Origin of the sequence: Nocardia violaceofusca NBRC 14427 (assembly GCF_963869435.1) — a bacterium.
GTDB classification, from domain to species: Bacteria; Actinomycetota; Actinomycetes; order Mycobacteriales; family Mycobacteriaceae; genus Nocardia; species Nocardia aobensis.
Map to the genome: position 1 here is coordinate 70,668 of NZ_CAWMPM010000026.1, position 21,004 is coordinate 91,671.

At 66.7% G+C, this 21,004-nt stretch carries 25 protein-coding genes; 6 read left to right on the plus strand and 19 right to left on the minus strand.

Annotated features, from left to right (window positions below; genetic code table 11):
* From AC5592_RS21900 to AC5592_RS21925, 6 genes are all read right to left on the minus strand, one after another.
* The gene (locus tag AC5592_RS21900; protein ID WP_371507394.1) at positions 1–2,313 is read right to left on the minus strand and encodes a SpoIIE family protein phosphatase; all 2,313 of its coding nucleotides are present in this window, start codon (positions 2,311–2,313) and stop codon (positions 1–3) included.
* Positions 2,303–2,935: a SpoIIE family protein phosphatase gene (locus AC5592_RS21905; protein ID WP_036501922.1), complete on the minus strand. Its 633-nt coding sequence runs from the start codon at positions 2,933–2,935 to the stop codon at positions 2,303–2,305. Before AC5592_RS21905 ends, AC5592_RS21900 begins: the two co-directional genes overlap by 11 nt.
* Positions 2,928–3,326, minus strand: a complete 399-nt coding sequence (locus AC5592_RS21910; protein WP_174372303.1) for an ATP-binding protein — start codon at positions 3,324–3,326, stop codon at positions 2,928–2,930. The genes AC5592_RS21905 and AC5592_RS21910 overlap by 8 nt, the downstream gene beginning before the upstream one ends.
* A 17-nt stretch (positions 3,327–3,343) precedes the next feature.
* Positions 3,344–3,718 (minus strand): STAS domain-containing protein, encoded by a 375-nt coding sequence (locus AC5592_RS21915; protein ID WP_030518329.1) that lies wholly within the window; start codon positions 3,716–3,718, stop codon positions 3,344–3,346.
* Positions 3,719–3,731: 13 nt separating this feature from the next.
* Positions 3,732–4,625, minus strand: a complete 894-nt coding sequence (locus AC5592_RS21920) for an STAS domain-containing protein (protein WP_030518330.1) — start codon at positions 4,623–4,625, stop codon at positions 3,732–3,734.
* 152 nt (positions 4,626–4,777) lie between these two features.
* Positions 4,778–5,305, minus strand: a complete 528-nt coding sequence (locus AC5592_RS21925) for a MarR family winged helix-turn-helix transcriptional regulator (RefSeq protein WP_084506998.1) — start codon at positions 5,303–5,305, stop codon at positions 4,778–4,780.
* A 251-nt stretch (positions 5,306–5,556) separates the two neighbouring features.
* On the opposite strand from AC5592_RS21925, the gene AC5592_RS21930 reads away from it, so the two are divergent.
* Positions 5,557–7,233, plus strand: coding sequence for a fumarate hydratase (locus AC5592_RS21930; protein ID WP_051024658.1), 1,677 nt, complete (start codon positions 5,557–5,559; stop codon positions 7,231–7,233).
* A 58-nt stretch (positions 7,234–7,291) separates the two neighbouring features.
* Here AC5592_RS21930 and AC5592_RS21935 read toward each other — a convergent pair whose 3' ends face one another.
* Both AC5592_RS21935 and AC5592_RS21940 read right to left on the minus strand, forming a co-directional pair.
* Entirely contained in the window at positions 7,292–7,597 is a 306-nt protein-coding gene (locus AC5592_RS21935) for a putative quinol monooxygenase (RefSeq protein ID WP_036501917.1), read from the minus strand.
* Between the two features lie 56 nt (positions 7,598–7,653).
* Positions 7,654–8,448: a helix-turn-helix domain-containing protein gene (locus tag AC5592_RS21940; RefSeq protein WP_063065352.1), complete on the minus strand. Its 795-nt coding sequence runs from the start codon at positions 8,446–8,448 to the stop codon at positions 7,654–7,656.
* Between the two features lie 87 nt (positions 8,449–8,535).
* Here AC5592_RS21940 and AC5592_RS21945 point away from each other — a divergent pair, with 87 nt between their 5' ends.
* Complete coding sequence (locus tag AC5592_RS21945) at positions 8,536–8,901, plus strand: nuclear transport factor 2 family protein (RefSeq protein WP_063065291.1); 366 nt, start codon at positions 8,536–8,538, stop codon at positions 8,899–8,901.
* Between the two features lie 120 nt (positions 8,902–9,021).
* On the opposite strand, the gene AC5592_RS21950 is transcribed toward AC5592_RS21945, so the two are convergent.
* Positions 9,022–10,248 carry an FAD-dependent monooxygenase gene (locus tag AC5592_RS21950; RefSeq protein ID WP_063065292.1) on the minus strand — a complete coding sequence of 409 codons (1,227 nt, stop codon included), beginning with the start codon at positions 10,246–10,248 and terminating at the stop codon, positions 9,022–9,024.
* 382 nt (positions 10,249–10,630) lie between these two features.
* On the opposite strand from AC5592_RS21950, the gene AC5592_RS21955 reads away from it, so the two are divergent.
* A complete protein-coding gene (locus tag AC5592_RS21955; protein WP_036501984.1) occupies positions 10,631–11,032 on the plus strand; it encodes a PPOX class F420-dependent oxidoreductase in 402 nt (133 codons plus the stop codon).
* Here the strand turns inward: AC5592_RS21955 and AC5592_RS21960 are convergent.
* Positions 11,007–11,633: a hypothetical protein gene (locus AC5592_RS21960; protein ID WP_157122110.1), complete on the minus strand. Its 627-nt coding sequence runs from the start codon at positions 11,631–11,633 to the stop codon at positions 11,007–11,009. The two genes, AC5592_RS21955 and AC5592_RS21960, sit on opposite strands and share 26 nt — an antisense overlap.
* A gap of 171 nt (positions 11,634–11,804) precedes the next feature.
* On the opposite strand from AC5592_RS21960, the gene AC5592_RS21965 reads away from it, so the two are divergent.
* Positions 11,805–12,059, plus strand: a complete 255-nt coding sequence (locus tag AC5592_RS21965; protein ID WP_063065353.1) for a hypothetical protein — start codon at positions 11,805–11,807, stop codon at positions 12,057–12,059.
* A gap of 49 nt (positions 12,060–12,108) precedes the next feature.
* On the opposite strand, the gene AC5592_RS21970 is transcribed toward AC5592_RS21965, so the two are convergent.
* On the minus strand, positions 12,109–13,320 hold the full coding sequence (locus AC5592_RS21970; RefSeq protein WP_063065294.1) for an FAD-dependent monooxygenase: 1,212 nt from the start codon (positions 13,318–13,320) through the stop codon (positions 12,109–12,111).
* A gap of 94 nt (positions 13,321–13,414) precedes the next feature.
* On the opposite strand from AC5592_RS21970, the gene AC5592_RS21975 reads away from it, so the two are divergent.
* The gene (locus AC5592_RS21975; protein ID WP_063065295.1) at positions 13,415–14,176 is read left to right on the plus strand and encodes a TetR family transcriptional regulator; all 762 of its coding nucleotides are present in this window, start codon (positions 13,415–13,417) and stop codon (positions 14,174–14,176) included.
* Here AC5592_RS21975 and AC5592_RS21980 read toward each other — a convergent pair.
* From AC5592_RS21980 to AC5592_RS22000, 5 genes are all read right to left on the minus strand, one after another.
* Complete coding sequence (locus tag AC5592_RS21980) at positions 14,171–14,830, minus strand: nucleotidyltransferase domain-containing protein (RefSeq protein WP_063065296.1); 660 nt, start codon at positions 14,828–14,830, stop codon at positions 14,171–14,173. The two genes, AC5592_RS21975 and AC5592_RS21980, sit on opposite strands and share 6 nt — an antisense overlap.
* 82 nt (positions 14,831–14,912) lie before the next feature.
* Positions 14,913–15,668, minus strand: coding sequence for a class I SAM-dependent methyltransferase (locus tag AC5592_RS21985; protein WP_063065354.1), 756 nt, complete (start codon positions 15,666–15,668; stop codon positions 14,913–14,915).
* Between the two features lie 246 nt (positions 15,669–15,914).
* Positions 15,915–16,400 (minus strand): hypothetical protein, encoded by a 486-nt coding sequence (locus AC5592_RS21990; RefSeq protein WP_063065297.1) that lies wholly within the window; start codon positions 16,398–16,400, stop codon positions 15,915–15,917.
* A gap of 298 nt (positions 16,401–16,698) precedes the next feature.
* Positions 16,699–17,424, minus strand: coding sequence for a hypothetical protein (locus tag AC5592_RS21995; protein WP_157122113.1), 726 nt, complete (start codon positions 17,422–17,424; stop codon positions 16,699–16,701).
* Positions 17,425–17,900: 476 nt separating this feature from the next.
* On the minus strand, positions 17,901–18,308 hold the full coding sequence (locus AC5592_RS22000; protein WP_036507932.1) for an SgcJ/EcaC family oxidoreductase: 408 nt from the start codon (positions 18,306–18,308) through the stop codon (positions 17,901–17,903).
* 171 nt (positions 18,309–18,479) lie between these two features.
* On the opposite strand from AC5592_RS22000, the gene AC5592_RS22005 reads away from it, so the two are divergent.
* A complete protein-coding gene (locus tag AC5592_RS22005; RefSeq protein ID WP_063065298.1) occupies positions 18,480–18,941 on the plus strand; it encodes a hypothetical protein in 462 nt (153 codons plus the stop codon).
* A gap of 51 nt (positions 18,942–18,992) precedes the next feature.
* On the opposite strand, the gene AC5592_RS22010 is transcribed toward AC5592_RS22005, so the two are convergent.
* The 3 genes from AC5592_RS22010 to AC5592_RS22020 all read right to left on the minus strand — a co-directional run bounded on the left by AC5592_RS22010 (position 18,993) and on the right by AC5592_RS22020 (position 20,981).
* Positions 18,993–19,724, minus strand: coding sequence for a dienelactone hydrolase family protein (locus AC5592_RS22010; protein WP_063065299.1), 732 nt, complete (start codon positions 19,722–19,724; stop codon positions 18,993–18,995).
* A 205-nt stretch (positions 19,725–19,929) separates the two neighbouring features.
* Positions 19,930–20,646 (minus strand): cation efflux transmembrane domain-containing protein, encoded by a 717-nt coding sequence (locus tag AC5592_RS22015; protein WP_063065300.1) that lies wholly within the window; start codon positions 20,644–20,646, stop codon positions 19,930–19,932.
* Entirely contained in the window at positions 20,646–20,981 is a 336-nt protein-coding gene (locus AC5592_RS22020; RefSeq protein WP_036507939.1) for an ArsR/SmtB family transcription factor, read from the minus strand. The genes AC5592_RS22015 and AC5592_RS22020 overlap by 1 nt, the downstream gene beginning before the upstream one ends.
* Positions 20,982–21,004: the final 23 nt, after the last annotated feature.

The following is a 21,004-nucleotide window of genomic DNA, read 5'->3' on the forward strand; positions in this document are numbered from 1 at the left end:
TCAGACCCTGCTCGCCGCCGAGAACGTCACCAACGGCAGTTTCGTGGTCAACCGCACCCGCGTGCCGGCATCGGTCTGCTCGATCTCCACATCGTCGGCGAGGGCGCGCATCATGGACAGCCCGCGCCCGCGGGTGCCCGGATCCTCGGGCGGCGGCCGCCACGTCCCGGTGTCGACGATCTCGAGACATACCGCGCCGCGCACATGGGCGGCGGTGAGTGTCACGTGGCCGGAAGCGCCGGGGGTGTAGGCGTGCTCGATGCTGTTCGTGCAGGCCTCGTTGGCGGCGGCGACCAGATCGGCGGCGAGGTCGTGGCCGACGGCGGCCGCGGACAGCCACGATGTCAGGGCGCGGCGCACACCCGACAGCCGTGCGGGTTCGGCGGGGATGTCCAGGTGCAGTGGTTGCGGTGGCTGGCGGTAGACCACCATCGCGATATCGTCGTCGTAGCCGGCGTCGGGGCGCAGCCGCGACAGCACCGCGTCGGCCACCTCGCGCGGCAGATGTGTTGCGGCGCCGGACAATTCGTCGGCGATCTGATCGAACCGGATATCGATGTCGATGCCGCGCTGCTCGACCAGGCCGTCGGTGAACAACACCAGCGTCGAACCGGGTTCGATCGCGGTGGTCGCCTCGGGCCGATTCGGGGTGTCGAAGGTGGCCAGCGGTACCGCGCGCCCGCCTTCGAGCAGCCGGCCGGTCTGCCCGGGCGATGCCAGCACGGGCGGCATATGCCCGGCACTGGAGTACCGCACCAGCCCGCGCGCGGGATCGAGGATGGCGGCGCAGACCGTCGTGCACATGGCGCCGGGGATGCGGGCGGCCACCGCGTCCAGTTCGGCCAGCAGCTGGGCGGGACCGGCGCCGCGCAGCAGCAAAGCCTGTGCCGCGGTGCGCAATTGGCCCATCACCACCGCCGCCGACAGGCCGCGGCCGACGCAGTCGCCGACCACGATGCCCAGGGTGCCGTCGCGCAGCTGCACCACGTCGTACCAGTCGCCGCCGATCTCGAGCGGGGGGAGTGCCGGTTCGTAGTGCACCGCGAATCCCGGCGGCAGTTCCAGCGGCCCCAGCATGGCCCGCTGCAACGTCAGCGAGGTCGAGCGGGCCTGGTCGAAGTTGCGGGCGCGCTGCACGGCCAGGCTGAGGTGGCCGACCAGCAGCGAGAACAGCGCCCAGTCACCCGAGCTGATCGCGCGCGGGGCGGCGAAGCGCACCCACAGTGCGGCGTCACCGGTTTCACCCAGCGGCGCCACGATGCCCTCGGAACTCGACGCGCCTTCGGGGATGGCGAACATGGCGCGATGCGGCCGCATCCGGGTGCGGTCCAGCAGCGCCCGCGCCCGCGCGTCGATCACCTGCCGGGAGACGGCGTCGCCGCCGGCCACCGGGCCCGAGATGTACAACTCGGGTGCGGTCTGGCGATTGGCCCACATCGACACCACGGCGGTTTCCGCGCCGATGGCCCGGCGCAGTTCCTCGAGCCCCACCGACAGCACCTCGGCCACCGTGGTGGCGGCGCCCACTGCGGTGGCCAGCAGCGATACCGCCTGGTCGCGGGCCTGGGCGTCGTGTTCGGCGGTCACGTCGCGGATGGTGCCGACGAAGAGCCGCTCGTCGTCTTCCGGATTGCGCAGCGACGACGTACTCACCGCCAGCCACACCCGCCGCCCGTCGCGATGGCGGGCCGGCATCACGAATCGGGCGGCCTCGGTGCCCAGCGCCGGATAGTGCGTGGCCGATTCGTCGTCGGTCCACGGATGCGGCAGCGGGTAGGGGACGGAGTCGGGCCCGTATCCGGTCAGCGCGCCGAAGGCCGAGTTGACCTCGGTGATGGTTCCGTCGTCGGCGGCGACGAAGAAGCCGTCCTGCAGCGACTCCACCAGTGCGGTGCGGAAGGCGTCGCGGCCCTCGAGATCCTCGGCGCGCAGCCGCTGCAATTCGTAGCTGCGGGTGCTGTCGAGAAACCCGCGGGTAGCGACATCGAGCGCGGCGAGGGTTTGCAGCAGGAATTCCAGCGCCGCCTGCGCGCGCTGCGCGGCGTCACCGTCGAGTTGCTGCGCCGCGGGGCCGGCGATCAGACCCTGTTCGTCGAGCAGCCGGAAGTGGTGCTCGGTGAGATCCAGAATGCTCACACCCTCGACCAGTGCGCGCCGGCCGAGTTCGTACCCTTCGGCGAGCGTGTTCTGGGTGGGTGAATCCATGTGCAGCCGAAGCGCATTCGCATACGCCTCGCGGAACGCGGCCAGTACCGCGCTCATCGCCGCACCCGGGGTGCGCTCGTCGGCCGGCCCGGCCGGCTCACGAGGCACCCGCGATCGGACCGCGGTGGCGCGCGGCCAGCACCAGCGCGTCGTCGGTGTCCTTGACGTAATGGCGCAGGATGTCGTCGGCGATATCGGTGGTCGGCTGCGCCAGATCCAGGGTGTCGACGAAATCACTGACGATGCCGTCGGTCGACATCACCAGCACATCGCCGGGCCGGATCGCCACGGTCTGGGTCTGCAGATTCGGCGGCAGCAGATAGCCGACGATCCCGCCGGTCAGCAGCGCCGTCGCGCGGACCGCGGGCTTGCCGGGGCCGACGGCGACCACCCGGGATTCGACGTTGCCGACCCCGAGCCAGTGCAGTTCGTCGTCACCGGTGAACAGCACCAGCGAGACCGCCGCACCCCGGGTGTCGGCCATCGCGCGATGACACAGCACCATCAGCACGTCGAGCGGTTCGGCGCGATTGTCGGCGAGTACCTGCGCGGCCCGGTCGGCGGCATCGGCTGCCGCGGCCCCGTGTCCCAGTCCGTCGAGCACCGCGAACAGCACCGAACCGTCGCCGGCGTCGAGTACCACCGACCGGTCCCCGGAGACGCGCTGACCCGGCAGGGCCCGGCCCGCCACCGCCCATTCGACAGTGCCGACCGATCCGTCCTCATGCACCGGTGGGTACCCACTTCCACATCTCCACCAGCGTTCCCTGTCCGGGCGCCGACTCCACGATCAATCCGTCCATCAGCCGTCGCGCGCCGGGTAACCCCAGCCCGAGTCCGCGGCCGGTGGAGTAGCCGTCTTCCAGCGCCCGGGGGATGTCCCGGATACCCGGCCCCTGGTCCTGGGCCTGTACGACCAGGGCGCGGCGGCCGTCGCGCTCCTGCACCGCGACCCGGATCTCACCGGTTCCGGCGTAACTCGTGATATTGCGGGCGATCTCGGAGATGGCCGTGGAAATCATGGTGATGTCGGTCAACGTGAAACCCAGCTCGGCAGCCAGCTCCCGCCCTGCCTGTCGCGCGGTCACGATGTCGCCCGACACCTTCACCGCTATCACCATGTTGTCGGAGGCCACGATCACCGACCGCTTCGCCGGCCGTTGGGCAGCTGTCTGTTGAGCCAGGCCAGCCCCTCCTCGAGGTCCAGAGCCGTATGCATGCCCTCGAAGGTCAGGCCTAGCTGGACCATCGCGAACGCCACTTCGGGCTGCAGACCGACGATGACCGTCTCCGCACCCCGCAGTTTGGTCATGTGCGCGATGGTACGCAGGGAGCGGGCGGCGAAGGAGTCCATGACGTCGATCGCCGTGACGTCGACGATGATTCCCTGGGCACGATACTTGCTGACATAGGTCATCAAGTCGTCCTGCAGGCGTTCGGTATCGGCGTCGGTGAGCGCCGATTGCACGGACGCGATCAGGTAGGTGCCCTGCTTCAGAATGGGTACCGGCATGAGGGGGCCTTGACTACCGTCCGTCGCGGTCGGTAAGTCTCGAGATCTCGTAGCCGAGCAGTCGCTCGGCCTCCTCGATACCACCCTGTAGGTCACCGACCGCGTTCATCTTCGTCAGATCGAGGCCGATGGTGACCAGCGCGAGCGCGATCTCCGACGAGAGGCCGGTGATGATGACGTTGGCACCCATCAGATTCGACGCGTCGACGGTCTGCACGAGGTGGTTGGCCACCGTGGAGTCGATCATCGGAACACCGGTGATGTCGATGACGACCACCTTGGCGCGATTGGCGCGGATCGCGCGCAGCAGCTGTTCGGTGAGCTGGCGGGCGCGCTGGCTGTCGAGCACGCCGATGATCGGCAGAATCAGCAGCTGCTCGCGCACCTGCAGCACCGGCGTCGACAGCTCGCGGATGGCTTCCTGCTGCTGGCGGATGACGCGCTCGCGCTCCTGCACGAACGAAATGGCCACGGTGTTGGCGATCCGGTTGGCCGCGGGCTCGTAGGCATCCAGTACCCGCTTGAGCAGTTCGAAGTCGGACTGGTACTTCTCGAACAGGCTGCGCGCGAGCACATCTCGCAGCAGCAGCACGATGCCGACGACCTCGTCGGTTTCGACGCCTCGCGGGATGATGCGTTCGGACAGGTCGCGGGCGTAGGCCTGCAGCGCCTCGACGCTACCGGTTTGCAGCGCCTCGACGTAGTTGTCGTAGATGGAAGTGGCCTCGGAGAAGATCTCCTCCGGGGTCATCGCGGTCAGCAGTGCGGCGTCCCCGATACGACGAGCCCATTCCTCACGTAGCTCAGTGCGATTCTGTCGCAGATGTTCGACCAGTTGCGGCAGCAGATTCTCGACCGGACCCGCCGGTATCGAATCCGGAGAGAGGCCGATGGACACGTCGGACATGAAAACTCGTGCCCCTTTCCTAAGGGAGGTCGGTTCGTCGGGGTCGCTCGCGCGTGGCTGCCGTCGAGAAGCCGCAGTCGAGCCTAGTCTCACTCGATACCCGCTGGCGAACAATCGAAACATGTCGCGAAGGTGTGTGCTCGGCCACCCCATCAGCCCGGCTGCGGACTGGGCTCGCGCGGCACGGCGCCGCTGTGGTCGATGCAGGCCTCGCCGCCCGGATCCGGCGCGCGATGATGGGTCAGCAACGTGTCGTAGATGTCGGCGAGTGCGGCCAGCTGGTCGCGGTCGAGGACGTCGATCATATGCCGCCGCACGCTCTCGACGTGGGCGGGAGCGGCGGTGGCCAGCACTTCCGCGCCCTTCGTTGTGAGAACGGCGGCGGTGCGGCGGGCGTCGTCGGGGATGGCCTCGCGGGCGACTAGCCCGCGCTTCTCCATGCGGGTGATCTGGTGGGAGAGCCGGCTCTGCGACCATTCCAGCACCGACGCGAGTTCGGCGAAGCTGCGCCGGTGGTCGGTGGCGTCGGCCAGCCGGGCCAGCACCGTGTACTCGACGTAGGTGAGATTCGAGGCGCGCAGGGAGTCGCGGCCGACGGCGGCGGCGATGAGATCACGGGTGAAGACGAAGCCGAGCCACGCTCGCGTTTCGAGATCGTCGAGCCAACGGGGTTCGGTCACAATTCCTCTCCAGGGTTCTGCGTCGGTCATGGTATTGCCTTCCCGCTGTCGGCGATACCCGAAGTCGCGGTATCGGATCGACACCTACACCCACCACGTTGAAGGTGCAACCGTTGTACTCGGCAATGAAGATTAGGCTGGCCTGACCTCGGTGTGACGCGGTGTGCTGATTAGAGTCGGAGCGTTGTTTCGGCCGCGAGCGGTTCTCCCGCCGGCCGAGTGCACCCGCAGACACACAAGGAGTGCGATTCGTGACCGCGCCTGAGTTCCGCTATTCGGATCTGCTTCCCACCGGAGCCGACGAGACCCCTTACCGGTTGCTGACCACCGAGGGCGTCAGCACATTCGAAGCGGGCGGACGTACGTTCCTGCAGGTCGACCCCGACGTACTGCGGATGCTGACCGCCGAGGCGATGCACGACATCAGCCACTATCTGCGCCCGGCGCACCTGGCCCAGCTGCGCAAGATCATCGACGATCCGGAGTCCTCCGGTAACGACCGTTTCGTCGCGCTGGACCTGCTCAAGAACGTCAACATCTCCGCCGGTGGCATCCTGCCGATGTGCCAGGACACCGGTACCGCGATCGTGATGGGCAAGAAGTCCGAGGGTGTGCTCACCGGCGCCGACGACGCGGAATGGATCTCGCGCGGTGTGTTCGACGCCTACACCAAGCTGAACCTGCGGTATTCGCAGCTGGCGCCGATCACCATGTGGGACGAGAAGAACACCGGCTCGAACCTGCCGGCGCAGGTCGAGTTGTATTCCACCGCAGGCGATCCCACGCATCCGGCCTACAAGTTCCTGTTCATGGCCAAGGGCGGCGGCTCGGCGAACAAGTCGTTCCTCTACCAGGAAACCAAGGCCATCCTGAACCCCACCCGGATGCTGGAATTCCTCGACGAGAAGATCCGCTCGCTGGGCACCGCCGCCTGCCCGCCGTACCACCTGGCCGTGGTCATCGGCGGCACCAGCGCCGAATTCGCCCTGAAGACAGCGAAATACGCCTCCGCGCACTATCTCGACGCCATGCCGACCGAAGGTTCGATGGCCGCGCACGGCTTCCGGGATCTGGAGCTGGAGGAGGAGGTCTTCAAGCTGACCCAATCCTTCGGTATCGGCGCACAATTCGGCGGCAAGTACTTCTGCCACGACGTGCGTGTGATCCGCCTGCCGCGCCACGGTGCGAGCTGCCCGGTCGCGATCGCGGTGTCGTGTTCGGCCGACCGGCAGGCGCTGGCCAAGATCACCCCCGAGGGCGTGTTCCTCGAGCAGCTGGAACGCGAACCGGCGCAGTACCTTCCGGAACAGACCGACGAGATCCTCGGCGGTGACGTGGTGAAGGTCGACCTCAACCGGCCGATGTCGGAGATCCGCGCCGAACTGTCGAAGTATCCGGTGAAGACGCGGCTCTCGCTCACCGGTCCGCTGGTGGTGGCCCGCGACATCGCGCACGCCAAGATCAAGGAGCGCCTCGACGCCGGCGAGCCGATGCCGCAGTACCTGCGCGATATGGCCGTCTACTACGCCGGTCCCGCCAAGACCCCCGAGGGTTACGCGTCGGGTTCGTTCGGCCCGACCACCGCGGGCCGCATGGACTCCTATGTCGACCAGTTCCAGGCCGCCGGCGGGTCGTTCGTCATGCTCGCCAAGGGCAACCGCTCGGCGCAGGTGACCAAGGCGTGCAAGGAGCACGGCGGTTTCTACCTCGGCTCCATCGGCGGCCCCGCCGCCCGCCTGGCCCTGGACTGCATCAAGAACGTCGAGGTCCTCGAATATCCGGAACTCGGCATGGAAGCGGTCTGGAAGATCGATGTCGAAGACTTCCCCGCCTTCATCGTGGTCGACGACAAGGGCAACGACTTCTTCGCCGAGACCCAGAAGCCGATCGCGCTGCGCGTGCGGACGCGCTCGAAAGAGCGGGTCTGAGCAACTGCCCGGGCCGCTGTCGACAGCGGCCCGGGCAGTTACCCGCGGCTTAACGGAACTAGAGGGCGCCCTTGTCCGGGTCGCCCGCCGGGACGGCTTCGAGGACTTGGACGTCCAGCGTGCCGGTTACCAGCCCTTGGAGTCCTTCGTTCAAGGCTTTGAGGTTCGGTGAGCCGCCGTGGGCACCCAGCGCTGCCATGTCCCGCCACTTCTCGACGAACACGAAACGGTCCTTGCCCCGGTGCAGGGCGTAGAGCTCGCATCCGTCTTCGGTGTGGACTTCCGGGATGAGGCGGGTGAGAACTTCCGCGACCTCGTCGAATTTGTCGGGCTTCGGGGTGATGGTGGCGACGATCACAGGCACGAGGCGAGGGTACCAGCCGGCATCTGCAGTCGGGTCCGAGTCTCGGACAGGACCGGCTACGGCGAAACGTCGGACGTTCCGCTCGCCCGGAAGAACCGGCGGGTCGCGAGATCGGCGGGGAAATAGGCTTCGATGGCGATCTCGTCGAGCGTGATATCGAAGGCCGCGCCGAACGTCGTCACCGTGTTGACCAAGCACAGCTCGGTCCCGCGATGCGCGATCCGGATGGGCAGTGCGATGTCGGTGGGGTCGGGAGGCGGAGGTTCGTGTGCGGGGCCGAACTCCGCCAGTTCCTCGTACAACGCGTGCAGATGCGGATCTCCCGTGCGCGCGGCCTGGTGGGCGAGCCGGGGGAGCAGGTACCCGCGCACTTGTTCCAGGTTGCGGAGTCTCGGCGCCAGCCCATCCGGATGCAGCCCCACCCGCATCATGTTGATCGGCGGCTTCAGCAGCGCCGGATCGGCTCCTTGCAGAAAGACGTCGACGGCGCTGTTGGCCGACAACAGATTCCATCGACGATCCACCGCGAGCGCCGGATAGGGTTCGTGCCCCAGCAACACCTGCTGGACCGTCTCGCGCACTCGGGCCAGATCAGGATCGTGCAGCGGATGCTCCCGGAACACCGGCGCATGCCCGGCGGCGACCAGCAGCCGATTGCGTTCCCGCAAGGGCACCCGAAGCTGCTCGGCCAGATGAAGGACCATCGCGCTGCTGGGAATCGTGCGTCCCGTCTCGACGAAGCTGATGTGGCGCGGCGACACCTCCGCCTGAATCGCCAGGTCCAGCTGACTCGAGCGACTGCGGTGGCGCCATTCGCGCAGCAGTTCTCCGATCGTCCGGTCGCTCGTCATGCCCAGAGTCTGCTCGGTCACCGCGCGCGGCCGCCATTACACCCCATGTAATCGACGCACCCCGCGCATGTCCGCGACAGTCGTCACATGGACAGAACCAACAAGCAACTCGTCGTCGACGGATTCCGAGAGTTCGCGGCAGGAAACATCCACGTACTCCGCACCCTGCTGCACGAGAACTTCATCGAGCACAGCCCCGGAAACCCGAGCGGGCGTGACGAATTCATCGAGTTCATCACCACCGCCCCGGTCGCCGGCGCAACTCTCGAACTCGTGCGGGTCATCGCCGAGGACGACTACGTAGTGCTGCATTACCGTATGTCTCCCGGCGGTGATGAGCCCGATGCCGCCGTCGTGGACATCTGGCGGCTCGAGGACGGGCGGATCGTCGAGCATTGGGATGTCGTCCAGCCCGTCCCGGAACCCGATCAGATCCCGAACGGAATGTTCTGACTCGGGGTCCGCCTCTCGCGGCGCTGTGCGTCTGTTCGTCCACTTTCGGTCCGAGCACCGAGACCAACCGGTCCTCCGGCACAGGAGAGTGGGCGGTGGATGCACTCGGCTCGGCGGGGTCTACCTGAGTCCGGCTGATGAGCCGGTCGCAGGCGCGGCCGTGGCCCTGGAGTCGGGCACTCCCGTGTAGTCGGGCAGTTCGACGCCGTTGAGCGCACGGTCGAGCAGCTCGGTGAACCATTCGCCGGTGAAATCGGGGCTCGGCTCGGAGTCGGGTCCGGGGACCTCGCGGCTGCGCGCGTGCAATCGGCCGATCTCCTGGTTGGCCTCGACGTACGGGCGCATCTGTTCCTCGTAGCGGGCGAATCCGACTTCCGGGTCCCAGTCGGCGGCCGCCAGCTCACCGGCCAGCAGGTAGGCGCCAACCAGGGCCAGCCCGGTGCCCTGCCCGGACAGCGGCGACGAGCTGAACGCGGCGTCGCCGAGCAACCCCACTCGTCCGCTCGACCAGCGATCCATCACCACCTGGGCGACCTGGTCGAGGTAGAAGTCCGGGGTGTCGTCCAGGTGCCCGAGGATGCGTGGGGTCAGCCAGCCCATGCCGGCCATCCGGTCGCGGAGCAGACGCTTCTGGGCCTCGACGTCGCGGTAATCGACGTCGAGGTCGGCGGCGGGGAAGGAGAACATCGCCATCGCGTGGGTGGTGTCCGGGATGGGGCGCAGGCCGGCGGACCGCCCGGACTCCTGGAAGTCGATCAGCCAGCGGTCGATGCCGAATTCGTTGGGCACACTGTAGAAAGCCAGCGCCTGCCCGAGGTGACGGATGAACTGTTCGCGCGGGCCGAAGACCATCGCGCGCAGTGCCGAGTGCAGTCCGTCCGCCCCGATCACCAGGTCGAAGCGCCGCCGCGCGCCGCTCGCGAAGACGACGTCGACCCCGTCCGCGTCCTGGGTGAGCTCGGCGATCCGATCGCCGAACAGGTACTCGACATCGTCGCGGGTGTCGTCGTAGAGCACCCGGGACAGGTCGCCGCGCAGGATCTCGATCTCGGTGATGTACCCGTCGCCGCCGTCGTCGTCCGCGCGGAAGGTCTCCAGCACCGCGCCGTCCGCGTCCACGGTGTACGCACCGGCGGACTCGGTGCGCGCCGCGCGCACCGCGGCGTCGAGCCCCATCCGCCGGATGACCTCCTTGGTCACGCCACGCGCGTCCACGGCCTGCCCGCCGGGACGCAGCTCGGGGGCTCGCTCGACCACGGTCACCTCGGCGCCCCGCCGGACGAGCCAGTGGGCCAGCGCGGGCCCCGCGATACTCGCGCCCGCCACCAATACTCTCGTGCGGCTCACTGCGCCCCCTGCTGGCTCGTGTCGATCACTGACCGGGTGGATTCATGCTCGGGTCTGTCGGTGTCCATCGTTGCCTCCCTGTGCATTTCCCGCGCTGGACCGGGCCCAGTGCGGTCGGTGTATCCAGAGGTGTCGACGGCGGGGGCACAGAAAATTCATCGGTGCCGCCGAGATCGCCGTGTATGCGAGCGCGATCGACTGCCCTGATCGAAAACCTAGCGGCACTAGACAATCTATCGGCAGGCATGCTACCTTCGCTCTAGTCGCTAGCGCTGATAGATTTCGGCACGAGCGGTCGAAAGATCCGCGCTCGGCGCCACCGCCACTTCCGGCTGATCGCCGGGGGCACACCTGATTTCGACTTCACCGAGGAGTGATCGACATGACCTTCACCATCAACGAACAGAAGTTCCTCGCCGAGGCCGGGATCGGTCGTCTGGCCACGGTGTCGCCCGACGGCGTCGTGCAGAACAATCCGACCAACTATCGGGTGAACGCCGACGGCACCATCGACATCGGAGGTATGCGGATGCGCGCCAGCCGAAAGTACCGCAACGTCGAGGCGGGCAGCCGCGTGTCGTTCGTCGTGGACCAACAGGTTTCGTTGGAGCCGTACGAAATTCGCGGCATCGAGGTGCGCGGCACGGCCGTCGCACTCGACGACGAGGAGCCCCCGTTCCCGCCCCAGGAACGCGCCGTCATCCGCATCCACCCCGAACGGATCATCTCCTGGGGCATCGACGGCGGATCCTTCGAATTCACCAGTCGCAAGGTCGAGCAGTAGGGGAGACCGAGATCGGCTCCGCGCGATCTCCGAGCAGGTAGTCGCGGAAGGCTCGCAGGTACTCGCCGAGTGCCTCCTGATCGGCGAACCTGATTCTGGTGGGATCGAACCATTCGTCCGGCGTCGGTCGCCACGCGATCATGTAGTCGAGCGCGTCGCGCACCAACAGCGCCAGGGTCGGATCCGCGGCGCAGGCGTCACGCAGCGCTGAGGCAATTTGCCGCATTCCGTCTCGGTGCTCAGCGCAGTGCATGCCGACCAGCGCCCAGTGCAGTCCATCGATGTGGGGGATCTCGTCCCACCACGTGAATGTCTTGTGAGGGGTCTCGCCGGCCCGCACTCGGCCTCGTGAAGCCGTGACCGGCGTCAAGTAGACGGCGGGAGCACCGCGTCGGTCGATGTCGTGAGTCGGCCCGGTCGCAAGATTCGCGGGTGGGTACCACACGCCACGCCACGCCGGGACTCCGAGAAAGCGGGGATTCCCCGGCAGCGGTTCTGCCAGCGAGATGTCGACGGTAATCCGGTGCACGGTCGGCAGTACTCCGTCGGGGAACTGGGCCGCAACCATCGACAGGCAATCCCGCGCGTCGACGCCGGTCACGCCGGCACCCCGCCGGAATCGGGCGTCGTAGTTCTCGTCCGGATCGAATTCGATCCAGAACCGCCGCATCGTGGTCATTCGTGTTTCCTCCCACCGGCCCCGATGTCGAACGCCGACCCTCGATGATCGCAGAGCTCGTGTAAGAGCGGGATGGGCGGGAACCACTGCGGTATGACGGAGAACACATCGGAGTCAACCACGAAGCCCGCCGAGACGGTCGCACCCGAACCGGATGAAAAAACCCGCGAGCAGGCGAAGAAGGAAGCCGAAAGGCTGGACGAGATCTACGAGCCGGGTGCACGCGCGAGCGTCGTCGTACCCGGAACCGACGGCATGGTCGCCGGTACCGCCTTCGCCGACTCGGTCGACGAGCAGATCACCGAGAACAAACCGCCGGACGAACTTCGCAAGGACAACGATTCCTGATTTCGGCCGAACCGTGTAGTCGGTCGCCTGGTCGGTAGTCGAATCAGGTTCATTTCGCGATCGAAGCTGCGGGCAGGTCGTAGTCGGGTAGCTGCTCGGTGGCCTTGGGCGCCATGATGCGTTCCATTCCGGCCATCGATTCCAGGAGCGGCAGGCGGGTGATGAGATTGCGCACCGCAATGCCCGCCCGTGATTTCGGCGCCATCAGTCGCAGGTTGGGGCCGATCTCCTGTTTGCGGTCGACCAATGGTCGGTGGGCCTGCTCGTACCGACGGAAGGCGCGGCGATGGTCACCGGCGGCGGCCGCGAGCTCACCGGCGAGCCGGTAGGCCCCGGTCAACGCCAGTTCGGCCCCGGCGCCGGAGGCCGGAGACGCGCAGTAGGCGGCGTCGCCCACCAGCGCGACCCTGTCGATCGACCATGACCGCATGCGGACCTGGCCGAGGGTGTCGATGTAGGCGTCCGGATCGGCGAGTACACCCTTCAGCAATTCCGGTACGTGCCAGGCGTTTTCGCCACGGAACTCGGTGGCGAGCAGCGCCCGCGCCGCCTCCTGGTCGCGCGGATCGATATCCCGCCGCGGACTGCGGAACATGAGATACGCCTTGGCCTGAGGGTGGTTGCCCGAGCGGTAGATCCCGGCGAAGTGTCCGGGAGTATTGAAGACCGTCATCCATCGATCGGGTCCCAGCGCCGAGTCGGTGTTTCCGAAGGCGAAGTAGTGATCCATGTGGCGGACGTAGTCGGACTCCGGGCCGAAGGCCAGTCGCCGGACCGTCGAGTGCAGGCCGTCTGCGCCGATCACCAGGTCGAACCGTCGCATCGGCGCGTGTTCGAAGGTGACGGTGACACCGCCGTCGTCCTGCGCGAGTCCGCGGATGGAGTCACCGAAGATGTACTCCACGTTGTCCTCGGTGATGTCGTGCAGGATCCGGACGAGATCGCCACGCATGATCTCCGCCTCGGTGCTGCCGTACTTGTCCTTGATTCCCTGCATGTCGATCCGGGCGAGGTCGCGTCCGTCGGCGCGGACGAACCTCATTCCCGCGACGTCGGCCGCGGCATCCCGCACCCGCGCCATGATTCCCATCTTGTCGGCCACCTCGATCGCCTGATCGCGGATATCCACCCCTTGGCCGCCGGTCCGCAGCCCGGCTGCTCGTTCGACCACCGTGGGCCGGAATCCGTGTCGCGCAAGCCAGTACGCCAACACCTGGCCGGCGATACCGGCACCGGAAATGAGAATCCGCTCGTTCTTCATCGCGTCCTCCTTGTTTCACAATTACTGACCATTGGTCAGTGATCCCACGATAGGTCGCTGACCGCCGGTCAGTCAAGGGGTAGAATTCGGAACCGTGACTGACGATTCGCGTACTCGAATCCTGCGCACCGCGCTGGAGATGTTCGCCGAACGTGGCTACCACGCGGTATCCGTGCGGGAAATCTCCGAGCAGGTCGGTCTGACCAAAACTGCTGTGCTCTATCACTTTTCGAGCAAGATCGACATCGTCGTCGCTCTGGTCGAACCGTTGCTGGCAGACACCGAGGCCATGCTCGAATCCGTCCGGTCCATCGGGAATGCGGATGCACGACGGTGGGCGGTGGCAGAAGGGCTCCTCGATACCTGGCTCCGGCATCGGTCAGTGCTGCGGATCCACATGCAGGACCAGGCACTGTCGGCCGATACCGCGACCTATCGGCGGCTGCGCGACATCGCCCTGACCGCGCAGGACCTACTCGCCGGCCCCGACGCCGATTTCACCGCGCGGGTACGGGCCGCGCAGATCTACGCGGCGCTGAGCGATCCGGTGGTGTTCTTCGCCGACCAACCCGAAAAACAGTTGCGCGCAGCGATTCTCGACGGCGTGCACCGACTGCTGGGTGGGCCGCCGCCTCGTGACACCACGCGTACACCGGAGCGGCCCGTCACCACCTCACGACCCCGGACCGCCCGCGGCCGCCCGGGCGCGATGACCCCGGAAATGGTCGAGTCCGCGCGGCACATGCGGGATTCCGGCGAATACACTGTCGACGAGATCGCCGCGACCCTGGGTGTATCCCGCGCAACTGTCTACCGGAATCTCACAACCGCCCACGATCGCCCGACCGTCTCATAAATACTCTGTTTTTGATACGTGATCATTCGGCTCGAGGGCGCCGTAATTCGCGAGGGTTTCCAACCAGGGATGGCCGGGGTGCACTCGCGACAGCCATCCGGACAATCGGGAACGCCGTGAGGTGTCCATCGCGGAGAGTGCGTGCAGGAAGTCGGCCTCGTCCTTGGCTCGCCGGGCTTTCGCCTTGAACAGGAGCACGACCTCGGGGATCACGTAAGGGATGCCGTCGGCGGTGTGGAGAATCAGCTCGTCGTGGGACAGGGTGATCGAGGCGTCGCGGCGGCACACCCATCGGCCGCCGCAATGTGGCTCGCGGAATACGTCGAGGCGATAGAGCCCGGTCGCCGGCTCTCGCAGCCACGTCTGATGGTGGTTGCCGGCTTCCTCCGGGTATGGCCAGGCGTGCCCGTCGCCGACGACGTCCCATTCGTAGCCAGGGAACGCGTCCGCGATTTCGTCGAATCGCTCACGGGGAATACCGATTTCGAGATCGGAGTGCGCACGTTCGAGACCGCCGACGAACAGGTCCAGCGCCCACCCGGCCGCCACATACCAGGCTGTCGGGGTGCCCGACAGTCGTTCGGCGACTTCGCTGGGCGTCCAGGCTTTCCAGAGTCGGTCGCATTCCTCGACGGACAATGGGCGTCCGGTCATCTCAGGTCGCCTCCTTCACATCGAACGGGTCGGCTGGTCGTTGCACCATCCTGCCTTCGCGGCTCACGACTGAATGCGAGTGTCAGTCGGCGTGCAGGACGAAGAACAGGAAGCACAGGAATCTGTTGTCGGTGCTCTCGCCGAGCACCTCGGGGATCAGATCGCGAGCGGCGGGCAGGGCCGGCGGTTCGCTGATGACCCCGATGCGGAAGCCGGCCGCGGTGAAGGCGTCGGTCATCGCGTGTAACGGCCGGTCCCAGAAACTCAGTCGGGCGGTCTGGCCGCCCATGGTCCATTCGTCGATCCGGTTGCGGGTCTGGAAATAGTCGGCCGAGTCTCCGGCCAACCGCTGTCCGAGGAAGTTGGCGAAAGGATGCTCGACCGAGACGATGAGCCTGCCGCCCGGGACCAGCACGCGTCGCAACTCGGCGAGAGCCGGTCCCCAATCCCGCAGGTAATGCAACACCAGAGACGCGACGACGTCGTCGAACTCGCCATCGGAAAAGGGCAACGGGTCGGCCAGGTCGGCGACTCGCAGATCCGCGTCTGCGCCGAGGTGCTGCCGGGCCTGCTCCAGCATCCGGGTACTCGCGTCGATGCCGGTCACGACCGCGCCGCGGTCACGCAGCGCGGCGAACAGTAGGCCCGGGCCGCAGCCGACGTCGAGGATTCGCCGCCCGGACACCTCCCCGGCGAGTTCCAGGATCGCGGGCCGGTTGTAGTACGCGTGCAGGAGGCCGGTCTCGTTTTCTGCCGCGTACCCCTCGGAGATGCTGTCGTAGCCGCTCACCGGGGTCGGATCGGCGGGAACTGCATGGCCTTCGGGAACCGGAGTCATGCGCTTCATCCTGGCACGTCAGAGGCGCGTATGCGCTGTAAAGGCTTGTCAGCCAACCAATCCGGAGGACCATCGTCGTGCGATGGGGGCAGGATCCGCGGCTGCGGCCTGAGGGGAGGTTTCGGCTGCGGTGCGGATCGGGGCAACGGGCACGTCGCGAACACAACGAGAACCGGCCAGCGGTATCTGGCCGGTTCTCACGTTCCAGGATCGCACGCAGCGGTGCGGACCGGGGCGGGCCGAGGGCTATTCCTGAGTCAGAGTCAGGGTCTGGTTCTCGGTGGTGTCCTTATGGATCTCGACCTGGCTCATGTCCTCGGCGTCAGGCGGCAGGTAGGCGAACGCGGCGGTGATCTCGACCGCATGGCCATCGTAGTAATGCGTCATGAGTTCATTGCCGTCGCCGTCGTGAGCATCTGCGCGCTTCGGGCCCTCGCCGTAGTCGTGGCCCAATGGCACCCTGACCTTCGCCTGCCGAGATTCGCCGTCACAGGTCACCCGATCCAGAGCCTCGTCTTTCATGCGGACGGGTTGGCCTTCCGGGCTTTTGAACTGTTCGGACTCGACCTTGACCCACAGGGCGTTGGCCTGGCCGGGTTCGCAGACGTAGCTGATCTCGGCGACGACCCACCAGCTGTAGTCGCCGTGTGCGTCTGGGAACGCTCTCCCGATCCATATGCTGGTCGTTGCGCTGGCCGGTCCGGCTGCATTGACCAGTACAGCGGCGGTCAACGCGAGTATCGAAGCGAAAAGTCTTCCACGAACCACTGTGTGTGCCTTTCGGTGTCGGCGGGCGGTGGGACAGATCCGTCGAGCAAATCGCAGCCTAGACCACGCCACACAGCAGTTATGCGTAATCCCTATGAATAGTCCTGTTTTACACGTGTTGGCACTGCTCAGGTCGCGTACTTCCTGCAGATACGCCTGAGGCGCCCGTCTGGGGCGCCTGAGAGTTTCCCGGCCGGCCGGGATGCCCCCGTCAAGGGGGCCGAGCCCTCCGCCCCGTTGATGGGCGTCCGATCCCGCGCAGCTATCTGAGGATGATCGTAAGCCCGATCGCGGCTGCGGCAACGGCGGCGACGATGAGGATTGCCGCGAGGACCCGAGATGTCATGGGCAGCGCTGCCTGCAGGTAGCCGAGCATGCGGTGTCCGGCGGTGGTGGGACAGAGTAAGAGCGCGATCGTGAGTGCGGTGACGGGCGCAACCGCGATCACGACAAAGACCGTGGACAGTCCCAGCCGCGAGGCGATGGTCTCGTTGGCCATGACGGCGATGGCCCCGTAGAACGGTGCCGAGGTCAGCGACTGGGCCGTCCAGGTGATCAGACCGAGCGCGCTGGCTGCGACCGGGTGCAGATCGTGATGCACCGGCAGCGACATCGGTGGGCGGACGAATCCATGCACCGCCACAGCGATGACCAGTAGCGCGATGACCACCACGATCGCGGCAACAGCCTCCGGAGACAGAGAGTTGAGGGCCCGGTGCACAAGTTGCAGGATCACCGTGAACGAGAACACCAGGGTAAGCGCCAGCCCGCAGATCCCACCGATCATGAACGACACGGCTGTCCTCGCATATGCCCACCGCGATGCGCTCGATATCCATGCAAAGGAAACCGCAAGTAACGCAAGGACGTTCGCGGAGTCCACCACCGCCAGCGGAACGATCGAAAACAATAAATTCATAGCCCCGTGATTGTGCAGCAGCACGCTCTCAACCGGCCCGATGACCCCACTCGGATCACGTGCCTCCACGCCACACACTCTGCATACGCATCCCCGCAGGACAGGATCGGTGAACGGCCGCGTCGATCAGGCTCGGGATCCTGACTGGTTCGTGTGCTACCTACTGTGGTCGCGGTAGCGGTACGTCTACTACTGCGAGTGATCTGGGCACGCCATCCCGACCCCGGGCACCGCATGCGGCGTCGTACCGGCGGCAGGCGCTGCACCAACTGCGGCACCGTGCCGGTCGCGGCGAACTCCTCGGCCCAGTAGTCCACCAGCAGCGAGCGGTCGACGGAATCGTAAGCGGCGCAGTCGATGTCGACCACCGTCACGCCGGATGGGCGGCGGTGTCGGCGGTACCGGCCTCGGCCTGGCTGCCGTCACGGAGTGGATTCAGCGCGCTGGTCGCCGTTACGCGATTAATGAGTACTGGAGAACATTCTGTGCCACAGTCGATCTCGCGGTTCGTACCGACCCGCTCCGCAGGCGGTCGGTCACGTCCGTCAGTGGTCGGCGACGGGGGTGTTCTGGCAAAAGGTGAGCAGCCAGCGGCCTTCTTCCTTGGTCATGCCGTAGAGCGGCGAGCCCTGGGCCTGGAGTTCGTCGGCGTGGTTGAAGTACTGCTGGCGGACCTTGACCACGGCTACGTCCGGTCGGATGAAGCGAATGAAGAAGGGCTCGTAGGTGGCGTAGCCGTCCTCGGTGGCGCCGGGCAGTACGGCGCGGGTGAATTCGGAGATCTCGTTCAGCCCATTGAGGAATCTGCCGCCGCCGGTGGTCCAGATGGCGTCGGGATGGAACAGGGCGAGGAAGCCGTCTGCGTCCTCGGCGCGCTGAGCCTTGGCGACCGAGGCCACGACGGCGTGGATGGCAGCGATGTCCTCGGGCCGACCGAGGTTTGAGGTTGTCATGCCACCATCTTCGAACCTCAACCTCGCTCGAGGTCAAATGACCAAGACCGAGAACGACACCGCTCGATCGTTCGGTTGCGGTAATTTGGCATGCGCGCTTCTTATTACGAGGACACCCCATCTGCACCGAGTGACCGGTATCCCTGCGCGCGGCTTGGCAGAGTGTTGCTCATGACGCCGAGCGATCTCTTCTTCCAGCTGGGAGCTGAGCACAGACGAGAGGTTCATCTGTCGCTGTGCGAGGATGCGCTGTCGATTTGGGGCGATTACGTCCGGGGAGAGCCCCGCGAGCTGCGCTATCGCGACTCGGTTGTCGGGATGCGGCATCTGGTGGAAATCGGGCTTCCGGCTGATGCCCTTCGCTCCGCTCGGGCCGGTGTGGATCTCGCGGGTGTTGCCGACCGATATCTCGAACCCATTTGCGCGATGCAGGACGATGATCTCGTCTTTCCCGATCCGGTCGAGTTCGCCTACTACGCGATCTACAACTGTTTCCGCAAGTATGTCCGCGGTGACGACATCGAGGATTGGCTGATTGTCAACCAGGCCTTGTCGGCTCACGACATCGGCGAGGCGGCGCCGCGTTTGACGCGCACCATCGACGATGTCGTCCGAACCCGGCTCGAGAACTGATCGACGGTCCGGCCGGCAGCTCCTCGCCGCTGCCGGCCGGACCGCCCGCTCTCACTGCAAATGCCGTGCGAAGAAACGACTTCCGTCGTCTCCCTCGAACTGCGGGACGCCGGTGTGCCCGCCCATATTGGCGTGCAGCGTCTTCTCCTTCGAGCCGAAGGCGTCGAACAGGTCCAGGGCCTGCTGCCGGTCGTTTCCTTCGTCGTCCCACTGCAGCAGGACCAGCAGCGGGATGGTGAGCTGCCGGGCCTCGTCGAACATGCTGCGGGGCACGTAACTTCCGGCGAACAGGACGGCGGCCGCGATGCGCGGCTCGACGACCGCCAGCCGGACTGCGATGCCGATCACCCCTCCCGAGAAGCCGACCGGGCCGCTGATCCCGGGCAGTGACAGGAGTGCGTCCAGGGTGGCCCGCCATTCCGGTACCGCCTTGTCGGCAAGCGGAAGGATGAGCCGGTCCACGATCTCGTCGTCGACCGGTTCGCCGGCCTGGACGACCCGGCGCAGGTCGGCGCGGGCCTGCTCGGCGTCGGCAGAACGAGGCCGGTCACCGCTGCCGGGAAGTTCGATGGTGGCCGCGGCATAGCCTTCCGCCACCGCGTGCCGAGCCCGGCCCGCCAGACGCGGATACATCTTGTCCAGTCCGCCGGGATGGCCGAGCAGGATCAGCGGTGTCGGTGCGGAGGCGGATACGGGTGTCCACAGAATGCCGGGGATCTCGCCGAGGGTGAACTCGCGTTCGAGGACGTCGTCGCCGAGACGCTGTTCGGAGATGAAGTGCATGGTCGTGCCTTTCGGGAGTGCTTTCGCGCGGCGCTCCCGGACGACCTATCGCCCGACCGTGACCCCGGAGGGGAGCACCCATGTCGATACTGCGTTCACGGGTACCACCTCCTCGTTCTCTTGCACGGCTTCCGGAAAGGTAGCAGTGGTCCCGGCTGCCCGGCAACAGCTTTTCGCGCCGACGTGCGGCCACCTACCGACGCGATCAGGGTTGCCCGTGGTCGCAGCAGTCACAGTGGCCGGCCTGCGGTGCGCCGAGGGCGTCCGGGGTGGGGCAGCAGGTGTCGCCGCGCCAGGCGTTCACGCCCTCCTTCACAGCGATCAGGGCGATGACCAGTGCGGCGATCGGATCGGCCCGCGACCATCCGAACAGGGCGTTGAGCAGTAAGCCGACGAGCAGTACCGCGGATAGGTAGGTGCAGAGCAGGGTTTGTTTGGAGTCGGCGACCGCGCTGGCAGAACCCAGTTCGCGACCGGCGCGGCGCTGCGCGGCCGACAGCACCGGCATGATCACCAAACTGATTGCGGCCAAACCTATTCCGATGGGGGAGTGGCGCGCTTCACCGAGTCCGAGCAGGCCGCGGATCGAGTCGACGGTGACGTAGAGCGCGAGAGCGAAGAACGAGAACGCGATGATGCGCAGCGCGATCTTCTCCCGGGCCTCTGGGGTCGGTCCGGCGAATTGCCACGCCACCGCGGCGGCGGAGGACACCTCGATCACCGAGTCGAGTCCGAACCCGATCAGGGCCGTCGACGACGCCCGGCTGCCCTCGGTGAGGGCGATGATCGCCTCGATGACGTTGTAGGAGACGGTCGCGGCCACGAACCAGCGGATCCGCCGCGCCAGCACTGCGCGCCGCTGCGACGACGGACCGACCGCCACGGCCGACGGTGTGCCCGGCATGCCCAGCGACTGTGACATCAGCAGCAGCCTTCGGTCTCGGCGGCGGGGCAGCAGGCCGGATCGACCGCGAGCACCAGCCCGAGCAGGTCCTCGAGGGCGGCGGCGATGCGTCGGTCGGCGAGTTCGTAACGGCTACGCCTGCCTTCGGGCACCGCCACGACCAAGCCGCATCCGCGCAGGCACGCGAGGTGATTGGACAGAATCTGCCGGGAGACTCCGATCTGCTCGGCCATCTCCGACGGATAGGCCGGGCCGGTACGCAGGCTCAGCAGAATCCGGGTGCGGGTCGCATCCGACAGAGCGTGCCCGAAACGAGCCAGCGCATCGGTATGGGCCACGGGCAAGGTCTGCATACCCATACGGTACATCGAAATCT